A 25,769-nucleotide genomic window follows, 5' to 3' on the forward strand; every position below is an offset into this window, starting at 1 on the left:
GCAATGCGGGGTACGGAGTCGCCTCGCCATTCTTATACGGACTCAAGGGGTTTATATGCGTGTTATTCGCCTGCTGATGCTGGCTGCTTTGAGCTTTACCCTGCTGACCGCCCAGGCTGATGAAGAGGCGGCCACCAAGCGCTTGAGCGAATTGCTCAGCCAGGCGCAAACCATCAGCGCGCGCTTCTCTCAGTTGACCCTCGACGCCAGCGGCACTCAGCTGCAGGAAACTGCAGGGCAACTGGCGCTCAAGCGTCCGGGCATGTTCCGTTGGCACACCGATCAACCCATGGAGCAACTGCTGGTCTCCAATGGCGAGAAGGTCTGGCTGTACGACCCGGATCTGGAGCAGGTCACCATTCAGACACTCGATCAGCGCCTGACCCACACTCCCGCGTTGTTGCTCTCCGGCGATGTCTCGCAGATCCGCGAGAACTTCGAGATCGACTACAAGGAAGGCGGCAGCGTGGTCGACTTCATTCTCAAGCCCAAGGCCAAAGACAGCCTGTTCGACAGCCTGCGCCTGTCGTTCCGCAATCGCGTGCTCAACGACATGCAACTGATCGACAGCATCGGTCAGCGCACCAACATCCTGTTCCTCAATGTAAAGATGAACGAGCCGGTCGAAGACCATCTGTTCACCTTCGACATTCCGGAAGGCGCGGACGTCATCCAGGAGTAAGGCGTGGATCTGTTCGGTCGCCAACCCGTCGCGCAGCCCCTGGCTGCGCGTTTGCGTGCTACCAGTCTGGACGAATACGTCGGCCAGGAGCATGTGCTGGCGCCGGGCAAGCCGCTGCGCGAGGCGCTGGAGCAGGGCGCTTTGCACTCGATGATCTTCTGGGGGCCGCCTGGCGTAGGCAAGACCACCCTGGCGCGCCTGCTGGCCAAGGTCACCGACGCGCATTTCGAAACCATCTCCGCCGTGCTCTCCGGGGTCAAGGAGATTCGCCAGGCCGTCGAAGTGGCCCAGCAGCACGCGGCTCAGTACGGCCGTCGCACCATTCTCTTCGTCGACGAAGTGCACCGCTTCAACAAGAGCCAGCAGGACGCGTTCCTGCCCTACGTGGAAGACGGCACGCTGATCTTCATCGGTGCCACCACCGAGAACCCCTCGTTCGAACTGAACAATGCGCTGCTGTCGCGTGCTCGCGTCTATGTGCTCAAGAGCCTCGACGAGGCCGCTATGCGCAAGCTGGTCAATCGCGCACTTACCGACCCGAAAGGCCTGGGTGATCGCCATCTCAGCCTGCCGGACGAGGCCTTTCAGATTCTTCTGGCTGCCGCCGATGGCGACGGCCGTCGTTTGCTCAATTTTCTCGAGAACGCTGCAGACCTGGCCGAGGATGGTAGCGAAATCGGGGTGGAGTTGCTGCAGAACCTGCTGGGCGATAGCCGGCGCCGTTTCGACAAGGGCGGCGAAGCCTTCTACGACCAGATTTCCGCGCTGCACAAGTCGGTGCGCGGTTCCAGCCCGGACGGTGCGCTGTACTGGTACGCGCGTATGCTCGATGGCGGTTGCGACCCGCTGTACATCGCCCGCCGTGTGGTGCGCATGGCCAGCGAGGATATCGGCAACGCCGATCCGCGCGCACTGACCTTGTGCCTCAACGCTTGGGACGTGCAGGAGCGCCTGGGCAGCCCTGAAGGCGAGCTTGCCGTGGCCCAGGCCATCGTCTATCTGGCCTGTGCACCGAAGAGCAACGCGGTGTATACCGCATTTAAGGCGGCTATGCGTGACGCTGCCGAGCAGGGCTCGCAGGAGGTGCCGCTGCACCTGCGCAACGCGCCGACCAAGCTGATGAAGCAGCTCGGTTATGGCGATGAATACCGTTATGCCCATGATGAGCCGGATGCCTACGCGGCGGGCGAGGATTACTTCCCCGAAAATCTGCAGCCGCGCCAGTATTACGACCCGGTACCACGTGGCCTGGAGCAGAAGATCCGCGACAAGCTGCAGCACCTGCGCAACCTGGATGGCAACAGTCCAAGGCAGAGGAGAAAGTGATGATTCGTGTGGCGCTTGCCGTCGCTGTAGGGGGCGCTGCTGGTTCGGTTATGCGCTTTCTGGTTGCCAGCTGGGTAGCCGGCAACTGGCCCCGGCATTTCTACCTGGGCACCTTTGCAGTAAACGTCATCGGTTGCCTGCTGATTGGTCTGCTGTCAGGTCTGTTCCTTACCCGTACCGACCTGCCGCTGGAGCTGCGTACCGGACTGATTACCGGTGTGCTGGGTGGCTTCACTACTTTTTCATCCTTCAGCCTGGAAATCATGAAGCTGATGGATGGAGGTCGCGCCCTCGAAGCGCTCGGTTACCTGGCATTCAGTATCCTTGGTGGTCTGCTGGCTGCCTGGGCTGGTCTGAGCCTGGCCCGATTGGCATCCTGACCCGCTAAAGCTTTACACTCGGCAACCCGCGTCACGCTGGTGGCCGCAACCTTTTTTCGTCGATGTATTGAGACCCGAACATGCTCGATTCCAAACTTGTCCGCACGCAACTCACCGAAATCGCCGAGCGCCTCGCCACCCGTGGCTTCGCCCTTGACGTCGCCCGCTTCGAGGCCCTGGAGAGTCAGCGCAAGTCGGTGCAGGTGCGCACCGAGCAACTGCAGGCCGAGCGCAACAGCCGTTCCAAGTCCATCGGCCAGGCCAAGGCGCGTGGCGAAGACATCGCGCCGCTGCTGGCGGAAGTCGATCAGATGGGCAGCGAGCTGGAAGCCGGCAAGCGTGAGCTGGATGCGATCCAGAACGAGCTGGACAACCTGCTGCTGAACATTCCCAACCTGCCGCACGAGTCTGTGCCGGTTGGCGCCGATGAAGACGGCAACGTCGAGGTGGCGCGTTGGGGCACCCCGCGCAGCTTCGATTTCGAGATCAAGGATCACGTCGCCCTCGGCGAGCAGCACGGCTGGCTGGACTTCGAGACCGCTGCCAAGCTGTCCGGCGCGCGTTTCGCCCTGCTGCGCGGCCCCATTGCGCGCCTGCATCGCGCCCTGGCGCAGTTCATGATCAACCTGCACACCGGCGAGCACGGCTACGAAGAGGCCTACACCCCGTATCTGGTGCAGGCTCCGGCGCTGCAGGGCACCGGCCAGCTGCCGAAGTTCGAGGAAGACCTGTTCAAGATCCGTCGTGAAGACCAGGCCGATCTGTACCTGATCCCGACTGCCGAAGTCTCGCTGACCAATATCGTCGCCGGTGAAATTCTCGATGCCAAGCAGCTGCCGCTGAAGTTCGTCGCCCATACCCCGTGCTTCCGCAGTGAGGCGGGCGCTTCCGGTCGTGATACCCGTGGGATGATCCGTCAGCACCAGTTCGACAAGGTCGAGATGGTGCAGATCGTCGAGCCATCCAAGTCCTTCGAGGCGCTGGAAGGCATGACCGCAAACGCTGAACGCGTGCTGCAACTGCTGGAGCTGCCGTATCGCAAGCTGGCTCTGTGCACTGGTGACATGGGCTTCTCCGCAGTGAAGACTTACGACCTGGAAGTCTGGGTGCCGAGCCAGGACAAGTACCGTGAGATTTCTTCCTGCTCCAACTGCGGCGACTTCCAGGCGCGCCGCATGCAGGCGCGCTACCGCAACCCGGAAACCGGCAAGCCGGAGCTGCTGCACACGCTCAACGGCTCCGGCCTGGCGGTCGGCCGTACCCTGGTGGCGGTACTGGAGAATTACCAGCAGGCCGACGGCAGCATTCGTGTGCCCGAGGTTCTGAAACCCTATATGGGCGGCATTGAAGTGATCGGCTGAGCCGGTACTAAAGCGGGGTGGTGCGGCTGCCCCGTTTACAGGCGGCGCGCTTGGCGATGGGCGTAGGGTGCGCTGTGCGCACCAAGGTCTTTCAGCCTGGTCCGGTGCGCATGGCGCACCCTAAGAGCCCGTCGTTCGCCTTCCCACCTCATTCGAGGCTGATTTATGCAATTCCTTCCGCTGTTCCACAAGCTGCAGGATCGCCTGGTACTGGTGATTGGCGGTGGTGAGGTCGCGCTGCGCAAAGCGCGCCTGCTAAGCGACGCTGGTGCTGTTTTGCATGTGGTCGCTCCGGAGATTCGTAGCGAGTTGCAGGAGCTGGCCGGTCCTGGCGGCATCTTCCTGCGTGGCTACGCGAGCAGCGACTTGCAGGGCGTTGCCCTGGTCATTGCAGCGACCGATGACGTGCCGCTCAATGCGCAGATTTCCGCCGAGGCCCAGGCGTTGGGCATTCCCGTCAACGTGGTGGATGCGCCGGCTCTGTGCAGCGTGATCTTCCCAGCCATCGTCGACCGTTCGCCGCTAATCGTCGCGGTCAGCAGTGGCGGCGATGCGCCGGTATTGGCGCGGCTGATCCGCGCCAAGATCGAAACCTGGATTCCGGCCACCTACGGCCAGTTGGCCAACCTGGGCAAGCGCTTTCGTGAGCGGGTCAAGCAGCTGTTTCCCGACGTGCAGCAACGCCGGGTGTTCTGGGAGGATGTCTTCCAGGGTCAGATCGCCGAGAGCGTGTTTGCCGGCAAGCCGGAGGAGGGTGAGCGCCTGCTGGAGGAGCGTCTGGCCGGTGCAGCGCCACGTGCGCTGGGCGAGGTCTATCTGGTCGGTGCTGGGCCGGGCGATCCCGATCTGCTGACCTTTCGCGCCCTGCGCCTGATGCAGCAAGCCGATGTGGTGCTCTACGACCGCCTGGTGGCTCCCGCCATCATCGAGCTGTGCCGGCGCGATGCCGAGCGCATCTACGTCGGCAAGCGCCGCGCCGATCATGCGGTGCCGCAGGAGCAGATCAACCAGTTGCTGATCGATCTGGCCCGTCAGGGCAAGCGTGTGCTGCGCCTGAAAGGCGGTGATCCGTTCATCTTCGGTCGTGGTGGTGAGGAGATCGAGCAACTGGCGGCGGAAGATATTCCCTTCCAGGTCGTGCCGGGTATCACCGCTGCGTCCGGTTGCGCGGCCTATGCCGGCATTCCGCTGACCCACCGCGATCATGCGCAGTCGGTGCGTTTCGTCACCGGGCATCTCAAGGACGGCAGCAGCAACCTGCCATGGAAAGACCTGGTGGCTCCAGGGCAAACCCTGGTGTTCTACATGGGCTTGGTCGGCCTGCCGGGCATCTGCGAGCAGCTGATTGCTCACGGCCGTTCAGGCGCCACGCCTGCAGCGCTGGTGCAGCAAGGTACCACGCAGAGTCAGCGGGTATTCACCGGTACCCTGGAGACTTTGCCGCAACTGGTGGCCGAGCACGAAGTGCACGCGCCCACGCTGGTGATAGTCGGAGAAGTGGTCACCCTGCGTGACAAGCTGGCCTGGTTCGAAGGCGCCCAGAACCGCATCTGACGCGTTGTGGCTGAAGCCTCGTTATCGGGGCTTCAGCCATCATCCGCCGTCACTCTAGTGCTGAAACACACCTTTACCCGGCAGGCGCTGGCGATCATGTGCGCGGGTGAAATCCTGCTGCGGCCCTTTGGGAACCACGCCAGTCGGGTTGATGGTGGCGTGGCTGGCGTAGTAGTGCGATTTGATGTGGGTGAAGTCCACCGTCTCGGCGATGCCTGGCCACTGATATAGCTCGCGTAGCCAGTTGGACAGGTTCGGGTAGACCTCGATGCGTCGCAGGTTACATTTGAAGTGGCCGTGATAGACGGCATCGAAGCGAATCAGCGTGGTGAACAGGCGGATGTCGGCCTCGGTCAGGTATTCACCGGCCAGATAGCGATTCCTGCCCAGGAGTGCTTCCAGCTCATCAAGCATGGCGAACAGCTCGTCGAAGGCTTCTTCGTAGGCTTCCTGGGTGGTGGCGAAGCCGGCGCGGTAGACGCCGTTGTTCACCGCCGGGTAGATGCGCTCGTTGAGCTGGTCGATGCGCTCGCGTAGCGGCTCGGGGTAGAAGTCCAGGTCGTTGCCGGTCAGGTCATCGAATGCGCTGTTGAACATGCGGATGATTTCCGCCGACTCGTTGCTGACAATGCCGCCGGTCTGCTTGTCCCACAGCACGGGCACGGTGACACGGCCGCTGTAGTGGCGATCATCGGCCGTGTAGCGCTGATGCATGTAGCTCAGGTTGTCGAGGTGGTCGCCGCTGGAGCCGAATTTGCGGTCGAAGGTCCAGCCCTGTTCGCGCATCAGCCAGCTCACCACGGATACATCGATCAGCGATTCGAGGCCTTTGAGTTTGCGCAGGATCAGGGTGCGGTGAGCCCAGGGGCAGGCCAGCGAGACGTACAGGTGATAACGTCCGGCTTCAGCCTTGAAGCCGCCGTCACCACTTGGCCCGGCGCTGCCGTCGGCGGTTACCCAGTTGCGGCGTTGTGCGCTTTCGCGCTGGAAGCGGCCGCTGTTGCCGGTGTTGTACCACTGGTCGTGCCAGCGTCCATCGATCAACAAGCCCATGACGCTTGCCTCCGTTTTGAGTGAGTCTGGAGTCTAACGTTATGAACTCGATTGAAAGGTGGAAAAAGCTGGCTTAAATGATCGGCTGGTTAGATTGAAGGCGCGCATCCCAACGCTGCTGTGCCTGCTGGAACGCTGCTTCACGGGCCAAGCCCAGGCCACGCAATGCGACGGCCATGGTGGCGATCACTGCCAGACGACCGTAAGGGTCATCGTGCTCGCCGCGCCAGAATGCGCCCAGCACGGCTGGGTCGAGTCGTTCGGGTTTGACATGGCGCTGCGCTGACAGCGCAGGCCATTCTTCGTCCCAGTTCTCGCCATCGAGAGTGCCGTAGAGATGGCACGCACCGTCCGGGTTGACCTCGATCTCGCCGCCTTCGCCCTTGATCACGATGGCAGGATCGCCGAGCAGGCGACTGGCTTCGCGGTGCACGGCCTGGTAGCCGGGATGGAAGATACTTTGCAGCCCGCAGTTGGCCCCCAACGGGTTGATAACGCGCGCCAGGGAGTGAATCGGCGAGCGCAGGCCCAGCGTGTTGCGCAGATCAATCATACGCTGTAGCGCCGGCATCCAGTCGCCCAGGTAGCTGTAGGCCAGGCCATGTTGATCGAGCGCCTTTGCCACGCTCTGCCAGTCGCGGCAACAGGGGATATCCAGCGCTGTCAGCAATTGCTCGCTATACAGGCGCCCGGCGGTGTGGGCGCCGCCACCGTGCATGAAGATGCGCACGCCGCTGGCGGCCAGCGCCTTGGCCGCCAGCAGATACCAGGGCAGGTGGCGTTTTTTACCGGCATAGCTAGGCCAGTCCAGGTCGACCTGAATGTCGGGGGCGGCGAGTCGTGGGCGGATGGCCTCGGTGAAGCCGGCGAGCTCCTCGGCGCTCTCTTCCTTGTGTCGCAGCAGCATCAGGAAGGCGCCGAGCTGGGTGTCCTCGACCTTGCCGTCGAGCAGCAGGCCCATGGCTTCGCGGGCCTCCTCGCGGGTCAGGCCGCGGGCGCCGCGCTTGCCCTTGCCGAGAATGCGCACGAACTGGGCGAAGGGGTGTTCGGCGGGCGTGATCAGGTTCATAGGCAATTGGTCGGTTTCGGCAGGCCGGCGAGCTTGGCGGCGAGTTTGGCGGGCGTGCCCTTGAACAGGCGATTGAGGTGCAGGCTGTTGCCTTTGTCCGTGCCCAGTTTCAGGGCTGCGTACTTGATCAGCGGACGGTTGGCCGGCGATAGCTGAAACTCGGCGTAGAAGGCGCGCAGCAGTTCGAGAATTTCCCAGTGTTCGTCACTCAGCTGCAACTCTTCCGCTGCGGCCAGCGCCTCGGCTACGGGGTGTGACCAATCCTGCAGGTCGACCAGGTAGCCGTCCTTGTCCAGGGCGATTTCGCGTCCGGCGACGTTGAGCGTGCTCATAGCCAGCTGTTGACCTTGGCGTAGCGGGTACAGAGCTCGACGAACCCTGGATAGTCCACGACCTGTGCGCGCTCGGGCGCCTGCAGGCCGCGGGCGCTTAGGTCTTCGCCCAGTGCATAGAGCGCAACGCTGGCGGGCATCAGTTGCAGCGCCTGCAGGTTGGTTGTGCCTGGCTGCAGCGCGTAGACCGCATCGCCGCTGAGCAACAGACCATCAGCGGTACCCAACAGACGCAGGCAGCTGGCCAGGCGGCTATCGGCGAACGGCGAATGGGAAAGTATGTGCAGGGTGGCCATTAGAGGGTGATCACCTGGTCATAACGATCAAGGAGGGCGGTCAGTGCGCTGTCGTCCAGTCGCTCTACCGCCAGATTCAGTTCGGCATCGCTCAGGCCGCGCTCGTCCAGGCTGCGTTGGCTGGCGTACAGATCTTCTACGCCGAACATGGGCAGCGCCTGTAGGTTCGCGCCAAGGTCTTTTTGCTGTAGCGCACCAGGCTGCTGCGCTTTGCTTAGCTGGAACACGCCATCGTCGAGAAACAGCATGCCGATGGGCAGGTCGAAGGCGCCGCCGGCCAGGGCGATATCCAGCGCCTCGCGGGCTCCAGGGCCGCTCCAGGGCGCCTGGCGGCTGATGATCAGCAGAGACTTGCTCATTCAGTGGCCTCCGAAGCAGATCAGTCGGTCGGCCTGTTGCGCCGCTTCATGCAATTGGCCGAGGCCGGAAAGCTCCCACGGGGCCTGCAGATTGGCCGCTGGGCGCGCGTAGCGCTGCGCCTCTTCGGCGTTGAGTACACCGCGACGCAGCGCAGCAGCGATACACACCACCGCGTCCAGCCCGTTGGCAGTGACGAACTCGCGCCACTCGCCGGGCAGATCCAGCTCGTCCTGCGGGCTGACCACGTTGCTGGCGGCGCTGTGCACGCCGTCCTGATAGAAGAACAGGCGAACGATCTCGTGGCCGTCCGCCAGCGCCGCCTGGGCAAAACGCAGTGCGCGTCGCGAGGCAGGCAGATGAGGAGCGGCGAACAGGGCAATGGCAAACTTCATGGTGTTTCCGGCGAGGCAAAACTGCGCCAATGATAAGGCCAGGGTGCCCGGCAAACAAAGGCAGCTGACGGCCGCGCAAGAAAAAGCCCGCCGAAGCGGGCTTGAAGGGGGACGAAAGCTGTCAGTCGTCGCCGCCCATGATGCCGAAGATCTGCAGCAGGCTGACGAACAGGTTGTAGATCGATACGTACAGGCTGATGGTGGCCATGATGTAGTTGCGTTCACCACCATGGATGATGGCGCTGGTCTGGAACAGGATGCAGGCCGAGGAGAACAGCACGAAGCCGGCACTGATCGCCAGTTGCAGGCCGCTGATCTGGAAGAAGAAGCTGGCAACCACGGCGCCCAGCAGAACGAAGAAGCCGGCAGTGATGAAGCCGCTGAGGAAGCTCATGTCCTTGCGGGTGGTCAGCACGTAGGCAGACAGGCCGAAGAACACCAGCGCAGTCATGGTAAAGGCGGAGCTGATGACTTCAGCGCCGTTGGCCATGCCCAGGTAGCGGTTGAGGATCGGGCCCAGGGTGTAACCCATGAAGCCGGTCAGTGCGAGGGTAGAAAGCAGGCCCCACGGAGAGTTGCGCAGCTTGGCGGTGAGGAAGAACAGGCCGTAGAAACCGATCAGTACGACGAAGATGTTCGGATAAGGAACGTTGGCGCGCTGCGAGATGAACGCCACCAGGCCGCTGAAGGCCAGGGTGATGGCCAGTAGGCCATAGGTATTGCGCAGAACGCTGCTGACTTCCTGTTGCTCAACCTGAGAATGGTTGAGTGCATAATCTCGCTCTTGCATGGCGACGCTCCTGTTGTAAGAGGCTTTCAAATTCGAATGTATCGGATCATAACAGAGCGGGATTGCCTGCCAAGACTTAGAGTTTGACAGTGTGTTGCGTTCCGGTAAGATTGCCGCCCGCACTGCTGCGGAGGGTTGAGCGTTAGCCTCCGCACTCAAGAATCTGGAAGCGTGGCCGAGTGGTTTAAGGCAACGGTCTTGAAAACCGTCGATGGGCAACTATCCGTGAGTTCGAATCTCACCGCTTCCGCCAATTCTCCAAAATTGCCACGACGCAATTGCTGATCCTAATCTGGCGCTTGCTTTTTGACTCCCGTGCGCCAAGCTAGGTCAGGCCCTGGCTTTTTGTTAAGGTGACCGGCAAGTTCAATCTCACCGTCGTTGCACGGTGGCTGACAAGGTGCAACGAGGTGGCGATTGATTAGGGTCCTGGTTGTCGACGATCACGATCTGGTCCGCACGGGCATCACCCGTATGCTGGCCGATATCGACGGTCTGCAAGTCGTGGGCGAAGCCTGCACTGGCGAAGAAGCCCTGCTCAAGGTTCGCGAACTCAAGCCCGACGTCGTCCTGATGGACGTCAAAATGCCTGGTATCGGCGGCCTGGAAGCCACCCGTAAGCTGATGCGTAGCCATCCCGACATCAAGGTTGTCGCCGTTACCGTGTGCGAGGAAGATCCCTTCCCGACGCGCCTGCTGCAGGCGGGCGCCGCTGGTTATCTGACCAAGGGTGCAGCGTTGGATGAGATGGTGCAGGCCATTCGCCTCGTATTCGCCGGCCAGCGCTATATCGACCCGCAAATCGCCCAGCAACTGGCGCTGAAATCCTTCCAGCCGCAGAACAGTGGTTCGCCATTCGACCTGTTGTCCGAGCGCGAAATCCAGATCGCGCTGATGATCGCCAACTGCCACAAGGTGCAGAACATCTCGGACAAGCTGTGCCTGTCGCCGAAGACGGTCAATACCTACCGCTACCGCATCTTCGAGAAGCTCTCCATCACCAGCGATGTCGAGCTGGCTCTGCTCGCGGTGCGCCACGGCATGGTCGACGCCGTCAGCTGAAAATGTCTGCCCCATTCGATCCGAGTGCCTTCCTGGCGACTTGCAGTGGTCGCCCCGGCGTCTATCGCATGTTCGATAGCGAGGCTCGTCTGCTCTACGTCGGCAAGGCGAAGAACCTCAAGAAGCGGCTCTCCAGTTACTTTCGCAAGACCGGTCAGGCGCCCAAGACGGCCGCGCTGGTCGCACGTATCGCGCAGATCGAAACCACCATCACCGCCAACGAGACCGAGGCACTGCTGCTCGAGCAGACCTTGATCAAGGAATGGCGGCCGCCATACAACATCCTGCTGCGCGACGACAAATCCTACCCTTACGTGTTTCTCTCCGACGGTGACTTTCCACGGCTCGGCATTCACCGGGGGGCGAAGAAGGCCAAGGGGCGCTATTTCGGCCCTTATCCCAGTGCATTGGCGATTCGCGAGAGCCTGAGCCTGCTGCAGAAGACCTTTCTGGTTCGCCAGTGCGAGGACAGTTACTACAAGAACCGCACGCGACCTTGCCTGCAATACCAGATCAAACGCTGCAAAGGTCCCTGCGTCGGCCTGGTCAGTCCGGAGGAGTACGCCGAGGACGTGCGCCACTCGGTGATGTTTCTCGATGGCCGCAGCAATGCACTGAGCGAGGAGCTCTCGGCCAGCATGGAAAAGGCCTCGATGGCCCTGGAGTTCGAGCGCGCCGCTGAGCTGCGTGATCAGATCTCCATGCTGCGCCGCGTGCAGGACCAGCAAAGCATGGAAGGTGGCACCGGCGACGTCGACGTGGTCGCGGTGATGCTCACCCCCGGTGGCGCCTGCGTGCACCTGATCAGTGTGCGTGGCGGGCGCGTGCTGGGTAGCAAGAATTTCTTCCCGCAGGTGGCGATCGAAGAGGAGGGTGGCGACGTGCTGATGGCCTTCCTCGCTCAGTACTACCTGGGTAATGCCGAGCGCGACCTGCCCAGCGAGCTGATCGTCAACGTGCAGCATGAAGATTTCGCCACGCTGATCGAGGCCATCGAGTCGTTACGCGGCCGTAGTCTCAGCATCAGCTTGCGCGTGCGTGGCACGCGAGCCCGTTGGCAACAGCTCGCTGTGACCAACGCCGAACAGGCGCTGGCCGCGCGCCTGGCCAACCGGCAGCATCTGGCCGAGCGTTTCGAGGCGCTGGCTACCGTGCTGGAAATGGACGAGCCGCCGCAGCGCATGGAATGCTTCGATATCAGCCATTCCAGTGGTGAGGCGACGGTCGCCTCCTGCGTGGTATTCGGTCCCGAAGGCCCGCTGAAATCCGATTACCGGCGCTTCAATATCGAGGGCGTGACCGCCGGCGACGACTACGCCGCGATGCACCAGGCGTTGACCCGGCGCTTCAGCAAGATCAAGGATGGCGAAGGCAAGTTGCCCGATGTGCTGCTGGTGGACGGTGGCAAGGGGCAGTTGGCCATGGCGCGCGAGGTACTGCAGGAGCTGGCCGTGCCGGATCTGATTCTGCTTGGTGTGGCCAAGGGCACGACGCGCAAACCTGGCCTCGAAGTACTCTACCTGAACGACGCCGAGCATGAGTTCACCTTGCCCGGCAATTCCCCAGCGCTGCATCTGATCCAGCAGATCCGTGATGAATCGCACCGTTTTGCGATTACCGGGCATCGTGCTCGCCGCGGCAAGACGCGGCGCACCTCGACCCTGGAAGAAGTAGCTGGGATTGGCCCGAAGCGGAGGCGCGAGCTACTCAATCACTTTGGTGGCCTGCAGGAATTGTCCCGTGCCAGCGCCGAAGAAATTGCCAAAGCGCCCGGAATCAGTAAAAAGCTCGCCGAGTTGATTTATGACACTCTGCACAGCGAGTAGAATGCCCGCTCACCTCGCAGCCTAGTTGTGCCGATGAATATCCCCAACTTGCTTACCGTTCTCCGGGTCGCGCTGATCCCGGTCTTTATCCTGTTGTTCTATTTACCGTTCTCCTGGAGCTATTGGGCTGCCAGCGGCGTCTTCGCGATTGCCGCCGTGACCGATTGGCTCGATGGCTACCTGGCCCGCCGCTGGGAGCAGGGCACGCCTTTCGGCGCCTTCCTCGACCCGGTCGCAGACAAGTTGATGGTGGCTGTGGCGTTGGTGCTGCTGGCGGCCGAACACTCCAATCTCTGGCTGACCCTGGCTGCCGCGACCATCATCGGGCGCGAGATAGTCGTCTCAGCGTTGCGTGAATGGATGGCCGAGCTCGGTGCTCGGGCGCATGTCGCGGTGTCCAACCTTGGCAAGTGGAAAACCGCAGCGCAGATGCTGGCGCTGGTCATCCTGCTGGGTAATCCACCGGTGTTCACCTTCTGGGTCGTGCTCGGATATATCTTGCTGGTGGTCGCAGCCGTGCTCACATTGTGGTCGATGCTGCAGTACCTGTTGGCCGCCTGGCCGCACCTCAGCACCACCTCGGAAAAGAAATAAGTATTTTTGAATCAAAGGGTTGACGGCGCGATTCGATTCTATAGAATGGCGCCCGTCGACAAGACAAGCGGGAATAGCTCAGTTGGTAGAGCACGACCTTGCCAAGGTCGGGGTCGCGAGTTCGAGTCTCGTTTCCCGCTCCAGTTTTACACGAGTCGCCAAGGCGGCTCGTTTGCTTCATGGCTGAGTTGCAGAGTGGTTATGCACCGGATTGCAAATCCGTGAACGCCGGTTCGATTCCGACCTCAGCCTCCAATTCGAAAAGCCTCGTAGATCACTGATCTACGAGGCTTTTTTCATTATCCCGGGCAAGCGTTGCGTGCCTTGCGGGTAAGCGAAGGGCTGTATATAGTCCGGTCCTTCGCACAGCGCTACCGCCCGAATGGCGAAATCGGTAGACGCAGGAGACTTAAAATCTCTCGCTCGCAAGGGCGTGCCGGTTCGAGTCCGGCTTCGGGCACCAATAATTGCGTCGCCTCCGTTTAATGGTAGGCTCAAGCCGTTTCCACAGTATTGAAAATCATCAAGTTGGGGTGATTTTCTCCTTCCTGAGATATTGCTTGGTCATGACGAACGTTATGCGCCCGAGCAGGTTCAGAAACTTTGAAATATCCCTGCTGGGTTTCGCTTTCTCGCGCATATCGCGGTATTGGCAGTCTTCCTGCGGGATATTGATTGACTATCGCAGCGGAAGCACAGCCTTGTCTTGGCCTGTCTGGTTTTTTCTTTCCAGTCTCCTGCTGCGAGCTGTAGATCGTTAAGCCACGGGAGGCTCTATTATTCGGGTGGGGAGGCTCCATCCTGCGCGTTAGCTGTACCAAAGATGAGCCTGAACGTCGTTCCTGTGGTGCCACTCTTCACGCTGACCTCACCTGCATGCGCATGCATGATTGAGCGCACGATCGCCAGGCCAAGGCCACCGGAGTCGTCGGGTTGATTGCGTGAAGCGTCGCAGCGATAGAACCTTTCGAAAATATGGGGCATATGCCTGGGATCTATGAGGTCGCCAAGGTTGTGAACCGATACTTCCAGGGTGTTTTCCGTCGTTTTTGTACTGATGGTGACGGGGCTATTCGCTGCGCCGTAGCGAAGCGCATTGACGATGAGATTGGCAAGTGCCCGACGCAGGAGCTCCGGTTCTGCTTCCAACTGTTCATGGCTTTGGTTAACCAGCCAGATGCCGCGGTCCTCTGCCATGCCCTCGAAATACTCACACAGTTGCTCCACAAGAGAATGCAGGTCTACCGGTTCGCGCTTTAGTGTGGCCTTGGGCTGCTCGCACCTGGCAAGAAACAGCATGCTGTCGATCATTCTGGCCAGTCGCTCATATTCTTCCAGGTTGGAGGCCAGTACGTTCTGATACTCCTCGTCCGAGCGGCTGCGACCGAGCAGTTGTTGGGTCTGCCCCATCAGGTTGCTCAGGGGCGTACGCATCTCGTGTGCCAGGTCTTCAGAGAAGCGCGATAGCTGGGCGAAGCCGTGTTCCAACCTGGCCAGCATCTGATTCAGCGCCTGGCTCAGCACTTCGAGTTCGGCCGTATCGGCGAAGTCGTCGAGGCGCAGATGAAGGTTGCGAACGTCGATACCCGCTGCCTGAGTGGCCAACGCTCTCACAGGGCGCAACCCTCTTTGACCGATCAGCCAGCCGAGGGCGAACGCAAGGAAAACACCCGCTGCAAGCGCCATCCAGATTGTGTTTCGGTAGGCGCTGAGCATTTGCTCGCGCTCATCTGCACGTTTCCCTGCTATCAGCTTCAGATGTCCTCCGGTACGCGATACGTCCAGCCAGGCCAGGCGCAGGGAGCTGTTGTGCGGATCATTGCCCAGCTTGGGTGAAGAGGCATCCGGTAATTTGGGTAACGGCAGCGACGCCGGGTTTACCTCGATCAGCATGTGATCGGCTGTATCGACTATCCACAGGAAGCTGTCCCTGTTGCCCAGCATGTTTTCGTAAAGCTGGGGGCGACTGCGCAAGGCTTCGATACTCTCGGCGTCATCCAAGAGAGCCTGCATGCGTTGCAGGCGACCCAGTAGGGCCTGATCATCTCGCCAGAGGATTTCCCGCTCAAGCGAGTGATACAGGTATGCCGCCACGGCACCGAGCAGCACGCAGCTCGAAAGCGCGAACATCAGTGCCAGGCGCAGACTGAGCGTTCTGGGCCACAGTTTCATGCCTGAAGATCCAGCATGTAGCCCATGCCCCTTACGGTGTGAATCAGTTTCAGTGGGTAGGGATCATCCACCTTTGCGCGCAGTCGTCGAATGGCCACGTCCACCACATTGGTATCGCTGTCGAAATTCATTTGCCACACGTGCGAGGCGATCAGAGCCCTCGACAGGACTTCACCCTGTCTGCTGAGCAAAAGGTGGAGCAGTGCGAATTCCTTGTTCGTCAGGTTGAGACGATCACCTGCGCGGCTGACCTTGCGCTTGAGCAGATCGAGCGCAAGGTCCGCCACCTGGAAGTGTTCTATCTCGCGGGGCGGCCCTCTTCTCAGCAGCGTACGAACCCTGGCGAGCAGCTCGGCATAGGAAAAGGGCTTTATCAGATAATCGTCGGCGCCCAGCTCCAGTCCTTTGACCCGGTCCTCTATTGCGTCACGAGCGGTCAGAAACAGCACCGGGGTGTCATGCTTGCGTCGAATGATCTGCAGCAACTGCCAACCATCGAGTCCTGGCAGCATGACGTCGAGAATGATCAGGTCGAATTCGTACTCCTGCACGAGATGCTGGCCATCCAGGCCATTCAACGCGACCTCGACCATGAAGCCTGATTCACTCAAACCCTTTCTCAAGTAGTCAGCCGTTTTGGCTTCGTCTTCCACCACCAGAATGCGCATTTCTATCTCCCGAACCTGTGCATAGCCTAGGCGCAACCGCTGCTGACTCCCATTACAAATTCGTAATCCTGGCGCAATCCATCTGCTGGTCGCCGGTGGGCAAGATTGCCGGCATCCGCTCAGCAGAGCCTAACCAGGAGAACGGCATGCCCAAGCTTCACATCACTCTGTCCGCACTGACGCTGACTATCATCGCGTCGAGTTCATGGGCCTCCGAGCAAGTCGCGATGCGTCAGGACGTGACGTTGCCGCTGGCCAATCAGTTGCTGGATGCAACCCTGTCGGCCTGCCACGCCGATGGCCGCAGCGCGGTCGCAGCGGTCGTCGATCGTGGCGGCAACCTGGTCGCTCTGCAGCGCGACGACAACGTCGGCCCACACAACACCTTGGCCGCGCAGCGCAAGGCTTTTACCGCCTTGTCGACGAAAACGCCAACCCGCTTGTTGGCCGAGCGAGCCCGCAGCACCCCCGACGCCGAGAACCTCAACACGCTCGATGAGCTTCTGCTGTTGGGCGGCGGCGTACCACTGAAAGTCGGTGATCAGGTCATCGGTGCCATTGGCGTCGCTGGGGCGGGCGGTGCTGCCAATGATGAGGCCTGCGCACTCAAGGCCATCGAACAGATTCTTTCCATCCATCAATAAATCGGAGATACAGCATGAAAGCTCTCAAAACCCTTCTGGCTGGTGCAATTCTGAGCGGCCTTTCTTCCCTGGCGTTGGCAGATGCCAATCCACTCAGTGTTCATGTGCTGAACCTGCAGGACGGGCTGCCGTCGCCAGCCGTGACTGTCACGTTGGAGAAGAAGGATGGCCAGAACTGGCAGGCGCTCAATGACGGTGTCACCAACGAGCAGGGGCGTATCACTGCCCTGTATCCGCAAGGCAAGGCACTTGAGAAGGGCACCTACCGCGTGACGTTCAAGACCGGCGAGTGGTTCGCGAAGCACGATACGAAAAGCTTCTTCCCCGAGGTGCCTGTGATCTTCGAGGTCGACGGTACCGTGCCGCACTACCATATCCCGCTGCTGCTCAGCCCCTACGGTTTTTCGACATACCGAGGCAATTGAGTCGGTCTTGGTTTGATCGCATCACCTGGTGGCATGGTTGAAATGGGGGATGTCCGGCTGGTCTGGGTATCACCATGAAACCGATGTTTCGCACCTGGCCGCATGCGCAAGCGATTCGGGTCGGCTTGGCCGGCCCGTCTTGCTGCCTGGCGCGACCCGTGCCGTGCACTTCTGGGATCCAGTCTGTCCATGCAATGTCGGTAACCAGCAGCATCTGGCTGACCTGATGGGCCTATACGCCCCGCAATGAGTGACGTTCCACTTCGCTCAGAGAGTTGGCAGTCATGGTGAGTTGCCGAGTGCGTTGAGTTCATTGCAACACTTGCTGGGGTCAGCCGGCAGTGAACACATTCCCTCCAGCCCCGCAGTGGCGATATGGGATCGCGATGGGCGCCTGGCTTGCTTCGGCCTTTACAGTGAGTGCTCCCTGCACCTCCAGCACCAGTTTCATCCAGCCCATTCTCGAGGCTCTGATAGCGGGTCGCAGAGTGAATGCGGGCAACAATATGGTTCTCGGTTGCTTCTGCAACAAGCGTCCCCAGCCTCCAGCCCCGCAGAATCGTGCCATCGGTGCTTATCGTCGCTACCGCAGCGCATGCTTCGTAACCTACAACCCGACGACAGGTCACTCTATTGCTGGACAAAACCTTTACAAAATATATAATTTGTACAGGTTTTGGCGCTATCCATGCCTGCCTGCATTTTCTTCAGCGCCTGCCTCGAGATCTTATGAACGAGTGCCTGGCAGTCCCTGATTGAAAAAGGTCGCATCATGCCAGGTGCTCTCTGGCTGATGTTTCCTATGGCTGGCAGCCTGGTAGGGCACCTGAGGACAGGCGCTGCTGGTCGGCGGTAGCAGCGTGGTGGTCATCACCGTGCTGAAGCTGCTACGGCACCTAGGGGCTGTACAAGATGTGCTACGGCAAGCGGAAGGCATTGACTATCGGGCAGAGCGGGGTTGGCAGTACAACGAGGGCGCTAAATGGCCGCCGGTAGACCAGCGTGGGCGTGACTGACTTTCGCAAGGCACAACAGAAATGTCGGTGAAACCATGATCGGCTCAAGCCGGGGCAGTGCGTCTAGGCCAAGCACTTCTCCTGCTCAGATGCAATTACAAGTCTGTACTGAATAATTCGCAGCGGGCCGGTAGGTCTTGCCTGGGAATGACAAAGATTCCGTTGCGAATCGCTATCTACCTAATTCTGTGGAGACGTTAATGTTCAACCGTGCCCTTAAGAAAACACTAGAAGACCAGAGTGCGGAACTGTATCTGCTGCGTCAACAGGCTGAGCAGATGGAACGAAGCATGCTCTCCATCAGACTCGATGCGCAATTCAACATCTGCGAATTCAACGCGAATTTTGCTAAGGCTCTTGGATACACCAATGATCTTCGGGGGCGTCCGCTGTCAGCGATTGTTCCCCCCTACGTGAAAAGTCTGCCCTGTTTTCATTCATTCAATATGGCTATCTCGAAGTTTGAGCCGGTGAGTGATGACTACCGCTATCTGCGAGCCGACGGGAGCCTCGCCTGGATAAAGCTGAATTGGTTCCCAATCAAAGGCGAGGACGGAAAGCTGTCCCACGTCCAGGGGTACGGCAGCGAGATCAGTCAGGCCCTCGAAAAAGCAAAAGAAAACGAGGCTTTAATTGACGCGTTGATCCGCTCCACTGCGGTCATCCATTTTAATCTGGACGGTACGGTCATCACCGCCAATCAGCAGTTTCTTGCTGCCATGGGCTATTCGCTCGGCCAGATTACCGGGAAACATCACAGCATTTTTTGTCTGCCTGAAGAGGCGAACGCTCCTCAATATGCAGCCTTTTGGAAGACGCTCAACCGTGGTGAATACGTGGCTAATCGCTTCAAACGGATCGACAGCAGAGGTCAAGAGGTTTGGCTGGAGGCGACGTATAACCCCGTTCATGACGCCGAAGGAAAGTTATCCAAGGTGGTGAAATTCGCTAGCGTCGTGACTGAACAAGTGGCTCGGGAAACCCAGGTGCGGGAGGCGGCAGGCGTTGCCTATGGCGTTTCTCAACAAACGGATGTGAGTGCCGCGCGCGGGGCTGAAGTCGTGCAGCAAACTGTTCAGACCATGCAGAGCATTGCTGTACAAATGCAATCGGCCACCGAGAGTATTGAGGCGCTTGGTGAACAATCGTTGTTGATCAGCTCAATCGTTCAGACCATTGGTAGCATTGCTTCCCAGACCAACTTGCTGGCACTCAATGCTGCCATTGAAGCCGCCCGTGCGGGTGAGCATGGACGCGGTTTCGCCGTGGTAGCCGATGAGGTGCGTAAGCTGGCTGGTCGAACCAGCGAAGCCACCGAAGAAATCGTCACCGTAGTGCAGGAGAATCAGGCGCTTGCCGAGCGAGCTGTGCGAGAGATGTTCAGTAGCCGTGAGCAAGCCGATCATGGCCTGGCACTGGCCAACCAGGCCGGCACGGTGATTGTGGAAATCCAGGACGGTGCTAAGCAAGTGGTTGGAGCGGTTGGGCGTTTCACCAACGAATTGCAGTAATTCTGCATCGCGGAGCTTAGTGCAGCGTTGAATCAGTAAAAAGAGATTCTTTAGGGGCATCTCTCAGTCGGGTAAGAAGGAGGAGCGCATTGCTTGTGCGCCTCGGGCAGTGGGAGGTGGGCCAGCCGATATCGCGGTTGATGGGGTAGAACGGCAGGGGCGTACTCCAGCTATGGCTATTGGCCCTTCCTGAACAGCCGTGTATCGGACTCTGTGCGCTAGCGTACGGAGTGCCCGGCCATTGGGCGTATGCTAGCCCTTGCGCTGTGTTTTGCACCCAGAGAGCCCGATCATGCACGAATCGCATCAGCCGCAGCAGAACCATCTGCTGGCGGCCCTGTCAGCCGAGGTGCGCCAGCGTCTGTTCGCGCATCTAGAGCTTGTACCCTTGCCGCTTGGCAAGGTGCTCTATGAATCTGGCGATACCATGCGCCATGTCTACTTCCCCACCGATTCGATCATCTCGCTGATCTATGTGATGGAGAGTGGCGCTTCTGCGGAAATTTCCGTGGTCGGCAACGAGGGGCTGGTCGGCATCGCCCTGTTCATGGGCGGTGAGAGCACGCCGAGCCGGGCGGTAGTACAGAGCGGCGGGCATGCCTTCCGGCTCAAGGGGCCGTTACTCAAGGCCGAGTTCGATCGCCATGGCGAGCTGCTTGTGCTGATGCTGCGTTATACCCAGGCGTTGATCACCCAGATGGCGCAGACCGCGGTGTGCAACCGTCATCACTCCATCGACCAACAGCTGTGTCGCTGGCTGCTGTTGTCGCTAGACCGGTTGCCGAGCAACCAACTGACCATGACCCAGGAGTTGATCGCCAACATGCTTGGCGTGCGCCGCGAAGGCGTGACCGAGGCGGCTGGAAAATTGCAGCGCCAGGGCGTGATCGAGTACAGCCGCGGGCATATCACCGTGCTCGACCGGCACAAGCTGGAACAGCTCAGTTGCGAGTGCTACGCGGTGGTGAAGAAGGAGACTGACCGTCTGCTGCCATACGTGCCGCAGCGTCAGGTCAACTGAGGCGTTGCGTGCCGTAGCGAACAGAGCGCCACCACCGGCTTGCCCCAGACTGGCGACGCGGGATGGTCAGGCACCTGCTCCGCACCCCTCCGATTCGTATGTGCCGCAGGGACTCGCCCATGTCAGGGGTCATCCAGAATCTGCTCCTCGCCGGCCTGCCGGTCAAAGAGCGTAATGCCGTGCTGCAGCACTGCGAGCTGGTGCAGCTGCAATTCGGCAGCCTCCTGTGCGAGGCCAACGAGCCGATGCACTACCTGTACTTTCCGCTCACCGCCTTTATCTCGCAGGTGAATATCCTGAGTGGCCATCATCCGCTGGAATTGGGTTTGATCGGCTACGAAGGCATGCTCGGTGTCACCCTTGTACTGGGGGTAGAGACGGCGCCCAGCCGGGCGGTGGTGCAGGGTGCAGGCAGCGCCTTGCGCATCACCATCGAAGCGCTGCACGAAGAGCTGCTGGCCAGCCCGCGGCTGCAGCGTCGACTCAAGCGCTATCTCTACGTGTTGCTGGTGCAACTGTCGCAGAACGCCGCCTGCGGTCAGTTCCATGCATTGGAGCCGCGCCTGGCACGCTGGCTGTTGATGACACACGACCGTGCCCATGCCGACCATTTCCACCTGACTCATCAATACCTGGCCAACATGCTCGGGGTGCGCCGCAGCGGGGTGACCATTGCCGCTGGCGCGCTGCAGTTACGTGGGCTGATCCACTACAGCCGTGGCGAAATCAGCATTCTTGATCGGCCGCGGCTGGAGGCCGCGGCCTGCGAGTGCTACGCCGAGATGCTCGACGACTACAGCCGGCAGTTCAGCCTGCCGCTGCGCCGCTTGGCCTGAGTCAGGTACTGTCTGCGCGGCTTACCGGTTGCCATCCGCGTGCACCTCGACGCGGTCGTGGAAGAACCGATAGCGGTTGCGACCGGCCTGCTTGGCCTGATACATGGCATTGTCGGCATGGCGCAGCAACGCCCCGGCACTGCTGCCGTCGGCCGGGAACAGACTGATACCGATGCTGCAGGTGATCTGTACCCCGAGCTGCTCGATGCAGTGCTGCGCCGCCAGGGCGTCGAGAATTTTCCGCGCGCTGACGGCGGCGTCCCGTTCGCCCTGGATTTCGCTCAGCAACACGATGAATTCATCGCCGCCGGTCCGGCTGACGGTGTCCGAGCTGCGCACGCAGGCCAGCAGGCGTCGGGCGACGGATTGCAGCAACTGGTCGCCGACAGTGTGGCCGAGTGAATCGTTGATTTGCTTGAAGTTATCGAGGTCGAGAAACATCAGTGCCAGTGAACTGGCATGCCGTTTTGCCAGGTGCATCGCCTGGGCAATGCGGTCGTCGAGCAACAGACGATTGGGCAGGTGGGTAAGGATGTCGTGCTGGGCCAGGTGCGTCATCTTGTCGGCCTTCGCCTGCGCTGCACTGACGTCATGAAAGACGACCACCGCCCCGCTGATTTGCCCATCGCCATTGTGGATCGGTGCCGAGGAGTCCTCGAACGCCCGCGGTGTACGCGTGCCTTGGTCAGGGGGCGTTGGACGATTCTCTCGCAGGATCTGCGGCGCCGTGGCAGCGCAGCGGCTGGCGTCGCCATCGGGCGGCGGCATCACTTCGGCGATGGAGTGGCCGCGCGCTCGTTCCAGTGTCCAGCCGCTGATACGCTGGGCCGCGCGGTTGAGGTAATCGACACGGCCTAGCAGGTCGGTCGTGATCACCGCAGCGCCGATCGAATCGAGAATGATCTGGGCGTGTGCGTGCTCATGGGCAAGCCGGTCTGCTGGAATCAGGGCGCAGAACGCCTGCGTGGTCCGAGAATCTCGGCCATCGCCGAGAGCTCGATAGAGCATCAGCGGTATGGCCGCGGCGATGCGTGACAGCAGCTCGAAGTTGGTCAGGGCGGTACCGGGATACAGACTCTGCTCGAACAGAGCGATATCCAGACCGCCGGCCTGCGCGCGCATGACCGCATCGTCCAGTCGATCCAGGCATTCGACGACGAAACAGCCGTCGCCGGCCTGGTTCAGTATGGCCTGGAGCCCGCAGCCGGCTGCGGCATCCGTCGAGACCAGGAGAATTCGATAGGCCATGGCGTTTCCCCTTGCCGGTTGCCTGGAGCCTCTTTGCCGGCCGCTTCAGCGCGACGAGGTGAGATTGTTGCTGATGATGATCTCGACCCGACGGTTCAGTTGCCGTCCCGCGGCCGAGTCGTTGCCGGCCACCGGCGAGCCTTCGCCCATGCCTGAGGCGAGCAGGCGGCTGGCGGCGATGCCCTGGCTTTGCAGGTGGGACTTCACGCTGTCGGCACGACGCTGCGACAGACCGAAGTTGGCACTCTCGCTGCCGACGTTGTCGGTGTGGCCTTCAATTGTCACCGTACGTTCCGGGTGACGATTGAGAAAGTCGGTGAGTGTGGCCAGGTTATGGTTGGCGTCGCCATTGAGCTCCGCTCGGCCGCTGGCGAACAACAGGTCCCCCAGGGTTACCAACAGGCCGCGTTCGGTTTCCTCGGCGTTGAGGCCGTCGATCTGTCGTTGCAGATCGACGTTGCGTCGCTGCGCTTGATCGGCTTCGCGGGTGCGTGAGTCGAGGCGGGCACTTTCGCGTTGTTCGCCCAGTTGCCTACGTTGGTCCTCATAGAAACGCTCCAGGGCGCGAGCACGGGCAATCTCCACCTTGCGATCAGCCATCACCACCAGGTGTTGGCCCAGGAATTCATCGGTTCGCGGCTGTTCGGCAGCCAGTACGGCGGTCTCTGCAGCCTTCAGTGAGACCGGTACACGGCTGGCCAACTGCGGGTCGTTTTGCAACTGAGTCAACCGGTGGCGGGCATCGGCTGCACCCGTCGGTGTCACTGGCGTGGCTGCACAGCCAACGAGGGAGAAGGCGGCAACCAATAGATAGACTTGCGTGTAGTGCACGTTCATGGTCTCACTCCCGTGTTGCGTTGCATTTCCTGCTTCAGGCTCTCGGTGCTGTCACGCATTTCCTGATTGACGATGAGCGCCTTGGTCATTTGCGAGCGGGCCATGGCCAGTTCGGCTTCAGCCCGCGATTGTTCGGCCATGCGCGTGGCCAGCGGCATGTCCTCGTTCTGCACCGCCACTTCTGCGACTGCCAGTTTCTCCCGGGCCATGCCTAGCTCGAAGGCGGCATGTTCGCTGGCACGGGCCTGTTCGGCACTCTGGATGGCAAATTGCGCGGCCTGCAGTTTCTGGATAGGCGGCACAGGTTGCGATGCGCAGGCCGCGAGCAGCAGGGCGGTTCCGGCAAGGCCCAGTAGCGCTCCGACGCGGGTGGTTTTCTTGGTCTTGTTCATCTAGCTGTCCTCGGGCCGGCGGAGCCTGGGCATCCGCCTGCACAGTGATAAATCGACGGCGGCTCAGCGGTGTTTGGCGTCCAGCGTATGGCACCCGCCAGGTTCCCCGGCTAATGACCCCGGCGACTGCTGCGGGGGCATGCTCTTGTCCGTGTCGTCCCGGCGCTTGGGTTGAAAACCGGGCTCTGAGAACGAGCCCGGCTCCGCCGGGCGGCGGCGCTCGGTCACCTGTGGTGGTTGATAGGTAGGGTCGGGTTGCGTGGGGTTATGCATCGTGCACCTCTGCTGTGGAGCGGGGCCGGCGGGAGTGCCTGACCCTGATGCAGCAGATTGCCTGGTGTACGAATCGGCGTCGGTACGTTGCCGCGCATAGAGGGAAGCTGCGGCGGCCCCGGAGATGGCGTTCGCTGGCGCACAGACGCACTTGCGACGGTGGCGCAAGCTGCTCTTTCACTCAGCCTCAGTTCATTTGGAGTCAATCATGCATAGTTCAGACAATCGCCCAGAGTCGGGCAGCAATGGTTTTGGTGGCGCGGCGCAACCCGCCTTGGTTCTCCCCGAGGGCACCACACGCACCGGCCTGAGCAAGGAATTTCACAATCTGTTGGCCGACCTCGAAGACCTTATCAAGGAAACCACCTCGCTCGGTGCCGACGATCTGGCACATGCCAAGGATCGGCTGGTTGCCCGCCTGGCCAGCACTCGTCAGGGAATCGAGACGCTTGGGCTTAGCTTGGCCAAACAGGCCAATCATCAGGCAGTGATGGCCAATGATTACGTGCATGCGCAGCCTTGGAAAGCCATCGGGGTCGGCGCGGCGGCGGCCTTTCTGCTCGGCTGTGTGCTGGCTCGTAGCCGATAAGCATGGATCGAACGGCAATGTATATGCCCAAGTCCTCCCCCGTCAGCCCCGCAGCGCCAGGCGCACTGCGGGGCTTGCTGCGCCTTCTGCGCCTGTGGCGTGTCGCCGGTCCGCAATTGCTCGAACAGGTCGAGCTGCACGGGCAGTTGGCTAGTCTGGAGTGGGCTGAGGAGAAGCGTCGCCTACTGCGGCTTGTGCTGTTCGCCGGACTGGCTTTTGCCTGCCTGTTAAGCCTGTTGCTGGTACTCAGTGCGCTGTTGCTGGCGCTGAGCTGGGCAACGCCGTACCAGTGGTCTGGCGTTCTGGCGGTGGTAGGCTTGCATGGTCTGGGACTGTTACTGGCCTGCTGGCGCCTGAAGGTGCTCGTTGGCCGTGGCGCCCAGTCCTTCGCGGCGACACGTGAGGAACTGGCGGCTGGGTTCGTCGCGCTGCGGCGGACGATATGAAGGTATCCCCCGAGCAACAACGCCAGGCGTTGCGCTTGCAGCTAGCGGCGCAGCGTCAGCGTCTGCAGCAGCTGTTGGGCGCCGACTCGAAGGGCAGCTATCCCCGCAGCCTGACCCTGCGCCTGCTCAGGGCTATGCCCGCCCAGCGCGTGCAGCTGGTTTCTGCGCTGGCCATGTTGCTGGGGCCGCGTGCCTTGCGCAGTTTCAGTCTACTGCTGATTCTCGGTCGCTTCGTACGTCTGCTCGCTTCTGGTGCGCCACGGCAGAGGCCGGCAAGTGCTCGGCCAAAGCGCCTGAGGTAATGTGTCTGGGAAGTACGCTGGCGTACATACAACTGCGTTGCACTGGCACAGCATGAAGTTGACCAGAAACAGAACGGCCAGCGCCGCAGCAGGTTTCGCCATGCACGGAATGATCGAATCACCCCTCGTCAGGCATATCAATGCGCAGTGCCAGTCGCTCGCGCTCTACCTGCACAAACCCAGTGGCATGCGCTATGCCGCCAGTCTCGAGTCGGCCTGGAGCTATGAGCTCAATCCGCTGTACGGCCATGCGCGCCACGCCACACTCGACGATCTGGCCGATACGGAGGTCTGGCAGCGTCTGATTTGAGC

At 60.9% G+C, this 25,769-nt stretch carries 28 protein-coding genes, 4 tRNA genes and 3 pseudogenes; 23 read left to right on the forward strand and 12 right to left on the reverse strand.

The annotated features are described in order from the left end of the window. Nucleotides 1-55 precede the first annotated feature (55 nt). The 5 genes from lolA to cysG all read left to right on the forward strand — a co-directional run bounded on the left by lolA (nucleotide 56) and on the right by cysG (nucleotide 5,303). Nucleotides 56-682 carry an outer membrane lipoprotein chaperone LolA gene (lolA, locus tag BLT86_RS05400; protein WP_017677060.1) on the forward strand — a complete coding sequence of 209 codons (627 nt, stop codon included), beginning with the start codon at nucleotides 56-58 and terminating at the stop codon, nucleotides 680-682. A gap of 3 nt (nucleotides 683-685) precedes the next feature. Continuing rightward, nucleotides 686-2,008: a replication-associated recombination protein A gene (locus tag BLT86_RS05405; RefSeq protein ID WP_017677059.1), complete on the forward strand. Its 1,323-nt coding sequence runs from the start codon at nucleotides 686-688 to the stop codon at nucleotides 2,006-2,008. Then, the gene (gene crcB / locus BLT86_RS05410; RefSeq protein ID WP_017677058.1) at nucleotides 2,008-2,388 is read left to right on the forward strand and encodes a fluoride efflux transporter CrcB; all 381 of its coding nucleotides are present in this window, start codon (nucleotides 2,008-2,010) and stop codon (nucleotides 2,386-2,388) included. Before BLT86_RS05405 ends, crcB begins: the two co-directional genes overlap by 1 nt. Before the next feature lie 80 nt (nucleotides 2,389-2,468). Further along, nucleotides 2,469-3,749, forward strand: coding sequence for a serine--tRNA ligase (gene serS / locus BLT86_RS05415; protein ID WP_017677057.1), 1,281 nt, complete (start codon nucleotides 2,469-2,471; stop codon nucleotides 3,747-3,749). Between the two features lie 165 nt (nucleotides 3,750-3,914). After that, nucleotides 3,915-5,303, forward strand: coding sequence for a siroheme synthase CysG (gene cysG, locus BLT86_RS05420; protein WP_017677056.1), 1,389 nt, complete (start codon nucleotides 3,915-3,917; stop codon nucleotides 5,301-5,303). Between the two features lie 54 nt (nucleotides 5,304-5,357). On the opposite strand, the gene BLT86_RS05425 is transcribed toward cysG, so the two are convergent. From BLT86_RS05425 to BLT86_RS05455, 7 genes are all read right to left on the reverse strand, one after another. Next, the gene (locus tag BLT86_RS05425; protein ID WP_017677055.1) at nucleotides 5,358-6,356 is read right to left on the reverse strand and encodes a glutathione S-transferase family protein; all 999 of its coding nucleotides are present in this window, start codon (nucleotides 6,354-6,356) and stop codon (nucleotides 5,358-5,360) included. Nucleotides 6,357-6,429: 73 nt separating this feature from the next. After that, nucleotides 6,430-7,425 (reverse strand): glycosyl transferase family protein, encoded by a 996-nt coding sequence (locus BLT86_RS05430; protein WP_017677054.1) that lies wholly within the window; start codon nucleotides 7,423-7,425, stop codon nucleotides 6,430-6,432. Next, nucleotides 7,422-7,757 carry a TusE/DsrC/DsvC family sulfur relay protein gene (locus BLT86_RS05435; protein ID WP_017677053.1) on the reverse strand — a complete coding sequence of 112 codons (336 nt, stop codon included), beginning with the start codon at nucleotides 7,755-7,757 and terminating at the stop codon, nucleotides 7,422-7,424. Before BLT86_RS05435 ends, BLT86_RS05430 begins: the two co-directional genes overlap by 4 nt. Next, entirely contained in the window at nucleotides 7,754-8,053 is a 300-nt protein-coding gene (tusB, locus tag BLT86_RS05440; protein WP_017677052.1) for a sulfurtransferase complex subunit TusB, read from the reverse strand. Before tusB ends, BLT86_RS05435 begins: the two co-directional genes overlap by 4 nt. After that, complete coding sequence (gene tusC, locus BLT86_RS05445) at nucleotides 8,053-8,412, reverse strand: sulfurtransferase complex subunit TusC (protein WP_017677051.1); 360 nt, start codon at nucleotides 8,410-8,412, stop codon at nucleotides 8,053-8,055. The genes tusB and tusC overlap by 1 nt, the downstream gene beginning before the upstream one ends. Beyond that, the gene (gene tusD, locus BLT86_RS05450; protein ID WP_017677050.1) at nucleotides 8,413-8,805 is read right to left on the reverse strand and encodes a sulfurtransferase complex subunit TusD; all 393 of its coding nucleotides are present in this window, start codon (nucleotides 8,803-8,805) and stop codon (nucleotides 8,413-8,415) included. Nucleotides 8,806-8,926: 121 nt separating this feature from the next. Further along, nucleotides 8,927-9,595, reverse strand: a complete 669-nt coding sequence (locus tag BLT86_RS05455) for a Bax inhibitor-1/YccA family protein (RefSeq protein ID WP_017677049.1) — start codon at nucleotides 9,593-9,595, stop codon at nucleotides 8,927-8,929. Between the two features lie 165 nt (nucleotides 9,596-9,760). Between BLT86_RS05455 and BLT86_RS05460 the strand changes: the two genes are divergently transcribed. The 7 genes from BLT86_RS05460 to BLT86_RS05490 all read left to right on the forward strand — a co-directional run bounded on the left by BLT86_RS05460 (nucleotide 9,761) and on the right by BLT86_RS05490 (nucleotide 13,540). After that, a tRNA-Ser gene (locus BLT86_RS05460) sits at nucleotides 9,761-9,848 on the forward strand. A 164-nt stretch (nucleotides 9,849-10,012) separates the two neighbouring features. Further along, nucleotides 10,013-10,657 carry a response regulator transcription factor GacA gene (gacA, locus tag BLT86_RS05465; RefSeq protein WP_017677048.1) on the forward strand — a complete coding sequence of 215 codons (645 nt, stop codon included), beginning with the start codon at nucleotides 10,013-10,015 and terminating at the stop codon, nucleotides 10,655-10,657. Between the two features lie 2 nt (nucleotides 10,658-10,659). Beyond that, nucleotides 10,660-12,483 carry an excinuclease ABC subunit UvrC gene (gene uvrC / locus BLT86_RS05470; protein ID WP_026088577.1) on the forward strand — a complete coding sequence of 608 codons (1,824 nt, stop codon included), beginning with the start codon at nucleotides 10,660-10,662 and terminating at the stop codon, nucleotides 12,481-12,483. Nucleotides 12,484-12,516: 33 nt separating this feature from the next. Continuing rightward, on the forward strand, nucleotides 12,517-13,077 hold the full coding sequence (gene pgsA, locus BLT86_RS05475; RefSeq protein ID WP_017677046.1) for a CDP-diacylglycerol--glycerol-3-phosphate 3-phosphatidyltransferase: 561 nt from the start codon (nucleotides 12,517-12,519) through the stop codon (nucleotides 13,075-13,077). A 67-nt stretch (nucleotides 13,078-13,144) separates the two neighbouring features. Continuing rightward, nucleotides 13,145-13,220, forward strand: a tRNA-Gly gene (locus BLT86_RS05480). 38 nt (nucleotides 13,221-13,258) lie between these two features. Continuing rightward, nucleotides 13,259-13,332 (forward strand) — tRNA-Cys (locus BLT86_RS05485). Nucleotides 13,333-13,453: 121 nt separating this feature from the next. Further along, nucleotides 13,454-13,540, forward strand: a tRNA-Leu gene (locus tag BLT86_RS05490). 314 nt (nucleotides 13,541-13,854) lie between these two features. On the opposite strand, the gene BLT86_RS05495 is transcribed toward BLT86_RS05490, so the two are convergent. Both BLT86_RS05495 and BLT86_RS05500 read right to left on the reverse strand, forming a co-directional pair. Then, complete coding sequence (locus BLT86_RS05495) at nucleotides 13,855-15,249, reverse strand: heavy metal sensor histidine kinase (protein WP_092375216.1); 1,395 nt, start codon at nucleotides 15,247-15,249, stop codon at nucleotides 13,855-13,857. Further along, complete coding sequence (locus BLT86_RS05500) at nucleotides 15,246-15,917, reverse strand: heavy metal response regulator transcription factor (protein ID WP_017677005.1); 672 nt, start codon at nucleotides 15,915-15,917, stop codon at nucleotides 15,246-15,248. The genes BLT86_RS05495 and BLT86_RS05500 overlap by 4 nt, the downstream gene beginning before the upstream one ends. A 146-nt stretch (nucleotides 15,918-16,063) precedes the next feature. Between BLT86_RS05500 and BLT86_RS05505 the strand changes: the two genes are divergently transcribed. The 7 genes and pseudogenes from BLT86_RS05505 to BLT86_RS05525 all read left to right on the forward strand — a co-directional run bounded on the left by BLT86_RS05505 (nucleotide 16,064) and on the right by BLT86_RS05525 (nucleotide 21,370). Continuing rightward, entirely contained in the window at nucleotides 16,064-16,561 is a 498-nt protein-coding gene (locus BLT86_RS05505; RefSeq protein ID WP_017677004.1) for a GlcG/HbpS family heme-binding protein, read from the forward strand. 14 nt (nucleotides 16,562-16,575) lie between these two features. Then, on the forward strand, nucleotides 16,576-16,986 hold the full coding sequence (uraH, locus tag BLT86_RS05510; protein ID WP_017677003.1) for a hydroxyisourate hydrolase: 411 nt from the start codon (nucleotides 16,576-16,578) through the stop codon (nucleotides 16,984-16,986). Between the two features lie 25 nt (nucleotides 16,987-17,011). Beyond that, nucleotides 17,012-17,513: pseudogene (locus BLT86_RS26060) on the forward strand (DUF6436 domain-containing protein); the annotation flags it as partial. Nucleotides 17,514-18,202: 689 nt separating this feature from the next. Next, nucleotides 18,203-18,970, forward strand: a pseudogene (locus BLT86_RS26395) (PAS domain-containing protein); the annotation flags it as partial. A 108-nt stretch (nucleotides 18,971-19,078) separates the two neighbouring features. Next, nucleotides 19,079-19,513 (forward strand): annotated as a pseudogene (locus BLT86_RS26400) (methyl-accepting chemotaxis protein); the annotation flags it as partial. 292 nt (nucleotides 19,514-19,805) lie between these two features. Beyond that, on the forward strand, nucleotides 19,806-20,534 hold the full coding sequence (locus BLT86_RS05520; RefSeq protein WP_017677001.1) for a Crp/Fnr family transcriptional regulator: 729 nt from the start codon (nucleotides 19,806-19,808) through the stop codon (nucleotides 20,532-20,534). A 119-nt stretch (nucleotides 20,535-20,653) separates the two neighbouring features. After that, nucleotides 20,654-21,370: a Crp/Fnr family transcriptional regulator gene (locus BLT86_RS05525; RefSeq protein ID WP_017677000.1), complete on the forward strand. Its 717-nt coding sequence runs from the start codon at nucleotides 20,654-20,656 to the stop codon at nucleotides 21,368-21,370. A 21-nt stretch (nucleotides 21,371-21,391) separates the two neighbouring features. Here BLT86_RS05525 and BLT86_RS05530 read toward each other — a convergent pair whose 3' ends face one another. The 3 genes from BLT86_RS05530 to BLT86_RS05540 are packed head-to-tail and all read right to left on the reverse strand — an operon-like array spanning nucleotide 21,392 to nucleotide 23,847. Beyond that, on the reverse strand, nucleotides 21,392-22,618 hold the full coding sequence (locus BLT86_RS05530) for a diguanylate cyclase domain-containing protein (RefSeq protein WP_092375220.1): 1,227 nt from the start codon (nucleotides 22,616-22,618) through the stop codon (nucleotides 21,392-21,394). A 45-nt stretch (nucleotides 22,619-22,663) separates the two neighbouring features. Continuing rightward, entirely contained in the window at nucleotides 22,664-23,455 is a 792-nt protein-coding gene (locus tag BLT86_RS05535) for an OmpA family protein (protein WP_017676998.1), read from the reverse strand. Then, on the reverse strand, nucleotides 23,452-23,847 hold the full coding sequence (locus tag BLT86_RS05540; RefSeq protein WP_017676997.1) for a DUF4398 domain-containing protein: 396 nt from the start codon (nucleotides 23,845-23,847) through the stop codon (nucleotides 23,452-23,454). The genes BLT86_RS05535 and BLT86_RS05540 overlap by 4 nt, the downstream gene beginning before the upstream one ends. 481 nt (nucleotides 23,848-24,328) lie before the next feature. Between BLT86_RS05540 and BLT86_RS05545 the strand changes: the two genes are divergently transcribed. The 4 genes from BLT86_RS05545 to BLT86_RS05560 all read left to right on the forward strand — a co-directional run bounded on the left by BLT86_RS05545 (nucleotide 24,329) and on the right by BLT86_RS05560 (nucleotide 25,767). Then, entirely contained in the window at nucleotides 24,329-24,709 is a 381-nt protein-coding gene (locus BLT86_RS05545; protein WP_013715907.1) for a DUF883 family protein, read from the forward strand. Nucleotides 24,710-24,732: 23 nt separating this feature from the next. Then, complete coding sequence (locus tag BLT86_RS05550; RefSeq protein WP_231976580.1) at nucleotides 24,733-25,155, forward strand: phage holin family protein; 423 nt, start codon at nucleotides 24,733-24,735, stop codon at nucleotides 25,153-25,155. Then, nucleotides 25,152-25,457, forward strand: a complete 306-nt coding sequence (locus BLT86_RS05555) for a hypothetical protein (RefSeq protein ID WP_017676995.1) — start codon at nucleotides 25,152-25,154, stop codon at nucleotides 25,455-25,457. Before BLT86_RS05550 ends, BLT86_RS05555 begins: the two co-directional genes overlap by 4 nt. A gap of 100 nt (nucleotides 25,458-25,557) precedes the next feature. After that, complete coding sequence (locus BLT86_RS05560) at nucleotides 25,558-25,767, forward strand: hypothetical protein (protein WP_017676994.1); 210 nt, start codon at nucleotides 25,558-25,560, stop codon at nucleotides 25,765-25,767. The last annotated feature ends 2 nt before the right edge of the window (nucleotides 25,768-25,769 follow it).

The organism is Pseudomonas sihuiensis (genome assembly GCF_900106015.1).
Taxonomy (GTDB): domain Bacteria; phylum Pseudomonadota; class Gammaproteobacteria; order Pseudomonadales; family Pseudomonadaceae; genus Aquipseudomonas; species Aquipseudomonas sihuiensis.